Here is an 8430-nt window from a genome sequence, read left to right on the forward strand (position 1 = left end):
CGGTACGCGCGGACGGTGCACGGTCCCTCGCGGCGTAGTACGTGCTCGGAGCCACCTGCAACAGGCTGCAGATGGGCTCGACTCCAAGCGGGCGACCCTCAACGACGTCGTTCTTGTTCGCGTCGATGAACGCGACTACTTCCGGTGTTGGCGGTCGAGCTCCGCCCCGAAGAAACTCGCAGCCCGTTTCAGGATTTCGTTCGCCCGACGCAGCTCCCGTACTTCTTGCTCAAGGTCCCGCATCCGGCCCGCATCCGCAGTACTCACACCGGCGACGTGCCCGTCATCGATGTCGGCTTGCTTGACCCACGACCGCACCGACTCAACCCCGTATCCGAGCTGAGTAGCCACCCGATGGACCGTCCCGTGCTCGGTCCCAAGCTCTGCCCGCAAGGTTCGAACCATCCGCACCGCTGCGGCTTTCTCCTCCGGCGAATACCGACGTGCCGTCGGCCTCCCAGTTCCCTGACTCTTTGCCATGACTCTATTCTCGATTCCAAGGTCAGAAGCCTCCAACAAACCCAGGGCGGTTCAATTACTGTCAATGGGTTGTGGTGACGAGAGACCGCCTGAGCAGGAGCGATTCGAGCAGGGCACCATGGGCCAAGTTTGAAAGCTCCGAAGCGTTGTGCATCAAATGGTCAACCTTGCACACAGGAGAAGTTACCGAATCATAGGGACACACCGGGGTGTTGAGCAGCCCCGTTGGCAGAGTTTTACGCCGCCGTTGACGTTTGCTGCGCTAGAAGATAGTGAACGCTATGAGGCTGCGCACCGGTTAGAGGCACTAGTTGTGAGAGCACTTGGGGGTCAGAGTTGGGTTAGTTATCCCTGGCGATCGATTTGGGTGTTGGACGGCTAGGGCCATGGTCTGGAGTTCTTGTTGTTCTTCGTCGGCCCCTAACCGTAGATCACTGGTTGGTAGGACAGACGCCTGACTCCCTCAATCAGCCCATTTTTGAAGTTGATGTAACAGGGTGTTCTCGGCGTTTCGTGAGTCCCCGGAAGTGTGTTAACAGGATTCAGGAGCAGTCTGGATTGCGGGCCGCGTGTATTTGGTTGTCGAGGTCTTCTAGGTCGCTGATGGCTGCGCTGATAAGTCTTTGCCGGCTTGTTGAGAGTGAGGCGTTGAGGTCGCAGGTCGAGTTGTCGTTGGTGCAGGCGGTGAGGGCGCCCAGGATGGTGCGTACCAGTAGCGGGCGGGCTGATTCGAGATCGGCTATGTGCTGGTCGGGGATTCTTGCGGCGCGGTCTTGTTCGTAAGTGGTGATGATCATTCTGGTTGGTGTCCCTCTAGGCAGGTTCGGAGGTTTTTCAGTCCGTCTCGGATTCTGGTTTTGATTGTTGATAGCGGGATGGAGAGGTGTTCGGAGACTTGCCGGTAGGTCATGCACTGGTAGTAGGCAAGATTGATTGCTTCGCGCTGGATGGGGGGAGAGGCCTTTGAGACAGGTGATGACGGTTTGCGCTTCGATTTTCGTAGCGACGGTCTCGGCTACCGTGTCGTAGTCCGGGGTGTGGTTATGGGTTGCCCAGTGGGCTGCCCGGTTAGTACTGGATTGTTCGGCGCGTACTTTATCGACTGTTCGGCGGTGTGCGATGGTCATGAGCCACGCTGTTGGGGTGCCGAGCGTCTGGTTGTAGCGGTGGGCTTCTTGCCACACGATCAGGTAGATGTCCTGGGTGGCTTCTTTCGCCATTTCGGTGTCGACGATGATCCGGCGGGTAAGGCCATAAACCTGGCGGGCTGTCTGGTGGTAGAAAGCGGTGAACGCGTCGTGGTCGCCGCGGCTGATCCCGGTGAAGATATTCGGCCAACTTGCTGTGCTCGGCTGTGAATGTCGGGGCAAGAATTTTTGGGGTAGCTGGTGGGTTGGGGTGTTGGTTTTCGTGGTCGACGGCAACAGGTCGTTCGTTGGCGTCTTTGCCCATGGGGAAGTCCTCGGGTGCTGGTTCGCCGTGCGGTCAGACGGGAAACGTCGGTTGAACAGTGAGACGGACGGTAACCGAGGCCGTCCCTTTACTTAAACTACTGCACCTCCGACGGATGCCTGGATTGAAGCGCTCAATGTGCCTTTAGAAATCAGCCTGCACCCGGGTTACGTATTGGGACGTGTCGGCGTAAGGATTGGGCGATGTCGGGGAGACGGTGGGATTTCTTGTCGTCAGCGGCGTTACGGGGCCAAGAGTTCGTTTGTGTGGTTCTGGCCTACCGGGGCTGTCCGCGGAATAGCAGAATATCGGGTGCATGCTCGGTGTCTACCGGGTGGGGACGTCGGTCATTGTTCCTTGGTTTGAGCGGGTGCGGTGCGCGTTTGGGTGTGGTCTGCTATCCAGCTGCGCAGCATGGCTAGGGCGTCGGCGGAGGTGCTGCCGGGTTCGGGGAGGTACGTGTTGATGTTTAGCCCCGGGGCGGATGGTAGTGCGAGGACGTCGTATCCGATGGTGATTTCACCGACAATTGGGTGATTGATGCGTTTGGTTCCGCTGGTATGGGTGCGGACGGTGTGTCCGCCCCACCAGGTGCGAAATTCCTCGCTGCGGGTGGCGAGTTCACCGACGAGGGCTTCCAGGGCGCGGTCGCTGGGGTCCTGGCCGGAAAGCATGCGAAGGGATGACACTGATTCGCGTGCGCTGGTTTCCCAGTCGGGGTAGAAGGTTTGTGACCTTTCGTCGAGAAAGAGATAGCGGGAGTGGTTCAGGGCCGCGGCGCCTTCGGGGAACAGATGTGGGAAGAGAGCCCTACCGAGGGTGTTGGACGCGACCGGGTTGCCAAGACGTGTCATAGCAAGGGCTGGAACGTCATGCATCATGTCCAGCAGTTGGGGTATGCGGGCGGGGACGCGTGGTTCGGGTTTCATTCGTGGGGTGCGTCGGGGGCCGGAGGCTGTCCGGGCGAGATCGAACAGGTGGGCGCTCTCGGCTGGGTTGAGTTGGAGGGCGCGTGCCAGGGCGGACAGGACGCTTTCGGAGACTCCGCTGAGGTTCCCGCGTTCCATCCTGGTGTAGTAGGCGCTGCTCACGCCCGCGAGCTGGGCGACTTCCTCACGGCGTAGGCCTGGGACGCGGCGTTCATTACCGAACACTGCCAGTCCCACCATTTCGGGGGTGATGCGTGCTCGTAAAGCGGTGAGGAACTCTTGAACCTCATGACGGGTATCCATGTTCCTAAGGGTAGGACGTGCAGGGGAGGGGGTGGGAGTTCCTGGTAGTAACCCTCATCCGGTGGTGTTCCGGAAGGAGTCTAGGCGTCGTGGGGGATAACGCTAGGGACTCTCACCGGTTACGGGTTTCTGCCTACCGTGGAGTCATGACTAACAACATGATCACTTTGAACAACGGCATCGAGATGCCTGCTCTGGGGTTGGGTGTTTTCCAGACCCCTCCGGATGTCACGACCACCGCGGTCACGGAAGCGTTGGCTGCTGGTTACCGGCATATCGATACGGCCGCCGCGTATGGCAACGAGACGGAGGTCGGTAACGGCATCAGGGACTCAGGGATAGAGCGCGAAGAGATCTTCGTGGAAACTAAGTTGTGGATCAGCGATTACGGCTTCGACGCCGCGCTGCACGGGTTCGAAAAAAGCGCAGCGAAGCTCGGCGTCGATTACATTGATCTGCTGCTCCTTCACCAACCCCTGACCAGCCGTTTCGATCTGACTATCGAGGCGTACCGGGCCATGGAAAAGCTCCTCAGCGAGGGGAAGGTCCGGGCAATTGGTGTCAGTAACTTCATGCCCGAGGTCCTGATCCGGCTTCTGGCCGAGACGACCATCGTGCCGGCGGTGAACCAGATCGAGTTGCACCCGTACTTCCAGCAGAAGGAACTGCAGGCCCTGCACGCCGAGCACGGGATCCTCACCCAGGCCTGGTCCCCGATCGGAGGCATCACTTCCTACGGTGGCGGTGACAAGAGCGCGCTGCAAGACCCGGTACTGCTCGGGATCGCAGATGAGCACGGTAAATCACCGGCACAGGTCATGCTGCGGTGGCATCTGCAGCATGGGCGCTCCGCCATCCCCAAGTCCGTCAAAGCGCACCGCATCATCGAGAACTTCGACGTCTTCGACTTCGAACTAACAGACCAGAACCTCACCGCGATCGACGCCCTTGATACCGGTGTGCGGGGCGGGCCCGAGCCTGACAGCATCACCCTCGAAAACTACGGCATGCCCATCCCCGAGGCATAAACACCCTGCCTCACAATTCAGGGAAGCCGGATCCCGTGACCGTTCCACGCTTCAACCACGCCAACGTGCTGAGCCGGCGCACGCTCATCCGTGCGTCCGGCCTCGCGGAGGCAAGCCTCACCACTGCCGGTCTAGCCGCGTGCGCCTCAACGGTACCGAACCGTGGGGCACTATCGACAGGAAATACTGTGACACCGTCTAGCGGCCCTCACCCGGACAATAGGCCCAAAGTTCTGCTCGCCTACTTTTCCCGGGCAGGAGAGAACTATTGGAACGGTGGCCGGCGGATACTCGAAACCGGGAACACCGAAGTGCTGGCAGCAATGCTCAGCACGCAACTTGGATGCGACGTCTATCAGATTGAAGCCGCGGACCCGTATTCCAAACGGTATGACCCGACCGTTGCCCGGAACGTGAGGGAACAAGACAGCGACGCTCGACCTCAAATCGCCAATGCACTACCGAACCTTGAGGGTTACGACACGGTGCTGATCGGGAGCCCGATCTGGAACGTGCAACCACCAATGATCATGGCGACGTTCATCGAGGCCGTCGACGTGGCCGGGAAAACACTCCTCCCATTCGTGACCTACGCCGTCAGCGGTCTTGGATCTACCCAGGACTTCTACCGGGCCCTCGACTCCGGGGCCGACCTCGGTGACGGTTTGGCCGTGCGCGGTGAGGAAGTCACCAATGCGGACAATGACATCGACCAGTGGCTGCGCGCTACGGGCCTGGTAGGAAAGGAAACATCACCATGACCACCGAGCTGAACCTGACCGTCCTCGTTGTCGGTGCGACCGGCAGCATCGGCCAGCACGTTGTCGCCGAAGCTCTCCGGGCAGGGCACCAGGTGCGGGCCTTGACCCGCGACCCCGGGCGGTCCCACAGGATCGACGCCGACGCCAAGGTCGTCGTGGGGGACCTCACCGACAGCACTACACTCACGGACGCCGTCGCCAACATTGACGCCGTGATCTTCACGCATGGCTCGAACAGCGCCGAGGCGGAAGCGGTGAACTACGGGGCGGTCCGGAACATCCTTGGTGCCCTGAATGGGCGTCAGGTACGGGTCGCTCTCATGACCACCATCGGGGTCACCCGTCGCAGGGATACCAGCGACTGGAAACGTCGAGGGGAACGCCTCGTGCGTGCCAGCGGCAACCCGTACACGATCGTCCGGCCCGGCTGGTTCGACTACAACGAGGACGACCAGTTGCGGATCACCATGCTGCAAGGAGATACCCGCCATGCAGGCTCACCCGCGGACGGAGTCATCGCCCGCCACCAGATCGCCCGTGTTCTCGTGGACAGCCTGACCACCCCGGCCGCCGTCGGCCGCACCCTCGAACTGGTCGCCGAGTCCGGGCCAGAGCAGGACAACCTCACCCCACTCTTCGCCGCGCTCGAACCCGACGAAACCTCATCCATCGATGGTGTCCGGGACGCACCGAACCTGCCGCAGGATCAGGAACCCCAGCATGTGCGCGACGAACTGGGCCGCGTCACACCCCAGACCTAACGAAGCGCAGCGGCACGCTGAAATTTCTACCAGTACCAGCAACCAGCAACCGATAACGCTTCAGCACTTTGAAGGAGAGCTCCGTGGAATACCGACAGCTAGGACGCACAGGGGTCTCAGTGAGCCCACTATGCCTGGGAACGATGATGTTCGGTCCGTGGGGCAATGCGGATCACACCGACTCGACCCGCATCATCCATCGGGCGTTAGATGCTGGCATCAACTTCGTTGACACAGCCGACATCTACTCTGAAGGCGTTTCCGAGGAAATCGTCGGTCAAGCCCTGCAGGGGCGCCGCGACGACGTCGTCCTCGCCACCAAATTTGCTGTACCAATGGGCGAGGACCCGAACCACCGTGGCGGATCCCGTCGCTGGATCATGCAGGAAGTCGAGAACTCCCTGCGGCGCCTGCGTACCGATTACATTGACCTCTACCAGGTGCACCGGCCCAGCCCAGATACCGACATTGAGGAAACCCTGGGAGCGCTGACTGACCTCATCCGGCAAGGCAAGGTCCGCTACATCGGGGCCTCATCCTTTTCCGGCAGCGAGATCGTCGAAGCGCAATGGGCGTCCCGTGACCGGAATCTCGAACGGTTCGTCACCGAACAACCCCCATACTCACTCCTTGTCCGCGGCGCGGAAGAGGACGTTTTCCCGACAACCCTGCGGCACGGGATGGGCACCCTCACCTACAGTCCCCTCGCCGCAGGTTGGCTTTCAGGTTCCTGGGGGAAGGACTCCACACCCACCTCACCGGCCCGCAAACGCCTCGCCGCGCGCTTCGACATGACCCTGCCCGCCAACCAACGAAAACTCAACGCCGTAGAACAACTCACCACGATTGCCGACGACGCCGGTCTCACCATGATCGAACTCGCCATCGCCTTCGTCATCAATCACCCCGGCGTCACCGCCGCCATCATCGGCCCCCGCACCATGGAACAACTTGAGTCCCAGCTACCCGCAGCCGAAGTGAAACTAAGCACCGAGACCCTGAACAGGATCGACGCCGTCATCGCACCCGGTGTCACCATCAACCCCGAAGACAACAGCTACGGAACAACCTCACTCACCCCACACGCCCGACGACGCCCATAGACCAGCAAGGAGCGCAAGGCACGCCCAAGTAGATCCCAAAAGCTCTGTGGCCCGGAAACCAGCGCCTAGTCCGCGCATGGTGGCACCATCAAACGACGTAATAGAACGTTATCGGCGTTCCGATCCGCCACGATACGTTTTGATGGGATGGCTTTGCTCATTTATGGGCGTTGTTGTAGGCATCCACGATTGAGTACTGGATCCGTCCCCGCGCGCTGGGGTTGTGGCCGTTCGTTAGTGCCCATTGGCGAATTTTTTCGAGCTTTTCACGCTTGCGGCGGGTTGTGGAGGACCCATATTGTCTGCGTTTGCTGGTGCTTTCGTTGGCTGCACTACGACCTTTCTCCACGTAATCAGAGAGTTCTGAGCGCAGCTGGGCGGCATTCTGCGATGTCAGGTCAATTTCGTATTCTGTTCCGTCGATTCCAAAGTAGACGGTTTCCTGTGCTTCCTGGCCGTTGAGGTCATCGATCAACTGGACCTGCGTACGCTGCATCAGATTGTTCCTTTTCAAAGTATTGCTATGGGTTTGGGCACGAAGAAGGCCCTGCAACGGGAGGGTCTGTTCCGCTGCAGGGCCAGTTCTTGGTTGATCCTAGTTAGCCTCCGAGGCCTCCGGGGAGTTTTCCGATGAGGTCTTGAGGGTTGATGCCTAACTTGCTGAGCAAACCCTGGTCCTTGTCGGTATCTACCTGATCGGGCAGTTCCTGACTGGCTTGGTCGGTTTTATCGTCATCTCCCTGCCCCTTGAGATGGTCGAGGATCTGTTTTTTGTCGATTTTCACTATGCGCTCCTTCAGTTGGTTACTCGGTTCTGCGTGAAGACCTTCCAACGGGTGTGGCCTTCCCGGTCAGTTACCGGTGTTGTAGGGAAGTTGCTTAGGTTCGTAGGCCGGCTTTGTCTACTTTGCGGTGGAAACGCATGCCGGCGAGGCCTCCAAGAATCGCTCCGAGGAGGGCAACCGCGGCTGCGATGAGCGCGGCGATGATCCCTGTCGTTGTCAGGTCATCGCCTGCGGGGATCTGCGGGAAGCTGTTGATCTGGGAGAGGATGTTGAACTGATCCCCCGCGATGAGCCCCAGTATTGCCACGATAATGGCGATGACGATGGCCCAAACCCAGACGGCGATGCCTTGTTTGACGCCGTTGAATCGTGCCATCCGGCCGGCAACGTATCCGCCGCAGTAGTAGGCGATCAGCAAGATCGCTAGTAGCACGATGCTGCTGATGATGCTGGCGGTTTGTGGGTCCGCGGTGGCTTCTCCGGCGATGTCGGTGTTTGTTGCCGAGCCTACGGCCGCGCCGAGCGCGGCAGCCAGGGCGCTAAGGAGAATCGCTGTTCCGGTAGCGGTGAGCCACCCAAAGAATGCGGAGCCGATCTTGATCCCGCCGAATTCTTCCTTCTCCCGTGCTACATCATGCTTCAAACCGTGATCAGTATCCCCATCATTGTCCTGATGGAGTGCGTCGCCGTGGTCGCGGTTGGCTCGCCTTGAGTCCGCACCACTTCCGGTATGACCTGAATGGTTTGAGTCAGGGTGATTATCCGGGGACTTAGCCGGACCTGCACTGGTACTCATGTGTACTCCTCTATCAAGGCCGTCACCGGCCC

The 8430-nt window shown here is 60.0% G+C and carries 9 protein-coding genes, 1 pseudogene and 1 other annotated feature; of the genes and pseudogenes, 4 read left to right on the plus strand and 6 right to left on the minus strand.

Going from position 1 to position 8430, the window contains the following annotated elements; all coding sequences use genetic code 11:
- From K728_RS0110480 to K728_RS0110495, 3 genes and pseudogenes are all read right to left on the minus strand, one after another.
- Positions 1 to 480, minus strand: a pseudogene (locus K728_RS0110480) (transposase); the annotation flags it as partial.
- Positions 47 to 181: a sequence feature (AL1L pseudoknot), on the minus strand. (Overlaps the previous pseudogene by 135 nt.)
- 542 nt (positions 481 to 1022) lie before the next feature.
- Positions 1023 to 1850, minus strand: coding sequence for a sigma factor (locus K728_RS20165; RefSeq protein WP_156911274.1), 828 nt, complete (start codon positions 1848 to 1850; stop codon positions 1023 to 1025).
- A gap of 429 nt (positions 1851 to 2279) precedes the next feature.
- Positions 2280 to 3164, minus strand: coding sequence for a helix-turn-helix transcriptional regulator (locus K728_RS0110495; protein WP_024476662.1), 885 nt, complete (start codon positions 3162 to 3164; stop codon positions 2280 to 2282).
- Between the two features lie 146 nt (positions 3165 to 3310).
- Here K728_RS0110495 and K728_RS0110500 point away from each other — a divergent pair, with 146 nt between their 5' ends.
- The 4 genes from K728_RS0110500 (at position 3311) to K728_RS0110515 (ending at position 6817) form a co-directional block, all read left to right on the plus strand.
- Complete coding sequence (locus K728_RS0110500; protein ID WP_024476663.1) at positions 3311 to 4192, plus strand: aldo/keto reductase; 882 nt, start codon at positions 3311 to 3313, stop codon at positions 4190 to 4192.
- Between the two features lie 35 nt (positions 4193 to 4227).
- Complete coding sequence (locus tag K728_RS19125; RefSeq protein ID WP_024476664.1) at positions 4228 to 4953, plus strand: flavodoxin; 726 nt, start codon at positions 4228 to 4230, stop codon at positions 4951 to 4953.
- Entirely contained in the window at positions 4950 to 5714 is a 765-nt protein-coding gene (locus K728_RS0110510; RefSeq protein WP_024476665.1) for an SDR family oxidoreductase, read from the plus strand. The genes K728_RS19125 and K728_RS0110510 overlap by 4 nt, the downstream gene beginning before the upstream one ends.
- A gap of 83 nt (positions 5715 to 5797) precedes the next feature.
- Complete coding sequence (locus K728_RS0110515) at positions 5798 to 6817, plus strand: aldo/keto reductase (protein WP_024476666.1); 1020 nt, start codon at positions 5798 to 5800, stop codon at positions 6815 to 6817.
- Positions 6818 to 6974: 157 nt separating this feature from the next.
- Here the strand turns inward: K728_RS0110515 and K728_RS0110520 are convergent, their stop codons facing one another.
- From K728_RS0110520 to K728_RS0110530, 3 genes are all read right to left on the minus strand, one after another.
- Positions 6975 to 7313 carry a histone-like nucleoid-structuring protein Lsr2 gene (locus tag K728_RS0110520; RefSeq protein WP_228721117.1) on the minus strand — a complete coding sequence of 113 codons (339 nt, stop codon included), beginning with the start codon at positions 7311 to 7313 and terminating at the stop codon, positions 6975 to 6977.
- A 103-nt stretch (positions 7314 to 7416) separates the two neighbouring features.
- Positions 7417 to 7602: a hypothetical protein gene (locus K728_RS19130; protein ID WP_035747812.1), complete on the minus strand. Its 186-nt coding sequence runs from the start codon at positions 7600 to 7602 to the stop codon at positions 7417 to 7419.
- Positions 7603 to 7696: 94 nt separating this feature from the next.
- Positions 7697 to 8398 carry a hypothetical protein gene (locus tag K728_RS0110530; protein WP_084442873.1) on the minus strand — a complete coding sequence of 234 codons (702 nt, stop codon included), beginning with the start codon at positions 8396 to 8398 and terminating at the stop codon, positions 7697 to 7699.
- Positions 8399 to 8430: the final 32 nt, after the last annotated feature.

Origin of the sequence: Arthrobacter sp. CAL618 (assembly GCF_000468215.1) — a bacterium.
Classification (GTDB): Bacteria; Actinomycetota; Actinomycetes; order Actinomycetales; family Micrococcaceae; genus Arthrobacter_D.

Excerpts from the sequence above, each read along its gene's own strand:
- K728_RS0110495 (WP_024476662.1), bottom strand. The coding sequence starts at position 3,164 with ATGGATACCCGTCATGAGGTTCAAGAGTTCCTCACCGCTTTACGAGCA.
- K728_RS0110500 (WP_024476663.1), top strand. The coding sequence starts at position 3,311 with ATGACTAACAACATGATCACTTTGAACAACGGCATCGAGATGCCTGCT.
- K728_RS0110510 (WP_024476665.1), top strand. The coding sequence starts at position 4,950 with ATGACCACCGAGCTGAACCTGACCGTCCTCGTTGTCGGTGCGACCGGC.
- K728_RS0110520 (WP_228721117.1), bottom strand. The coding sequence starts at position 7,313 with ATGCAGCGTACGCAGGTCCAGTTGATCGATGACCTCAACGGCCAGGAA.
- K728_RS0110530 (WP_084442873.1), bottom strand. The coding sequence starts at position 8,398 with ATGAGTACCAGTGCAGGTCCGGCTAAGTCCCCGGATAATCACCCTGAC.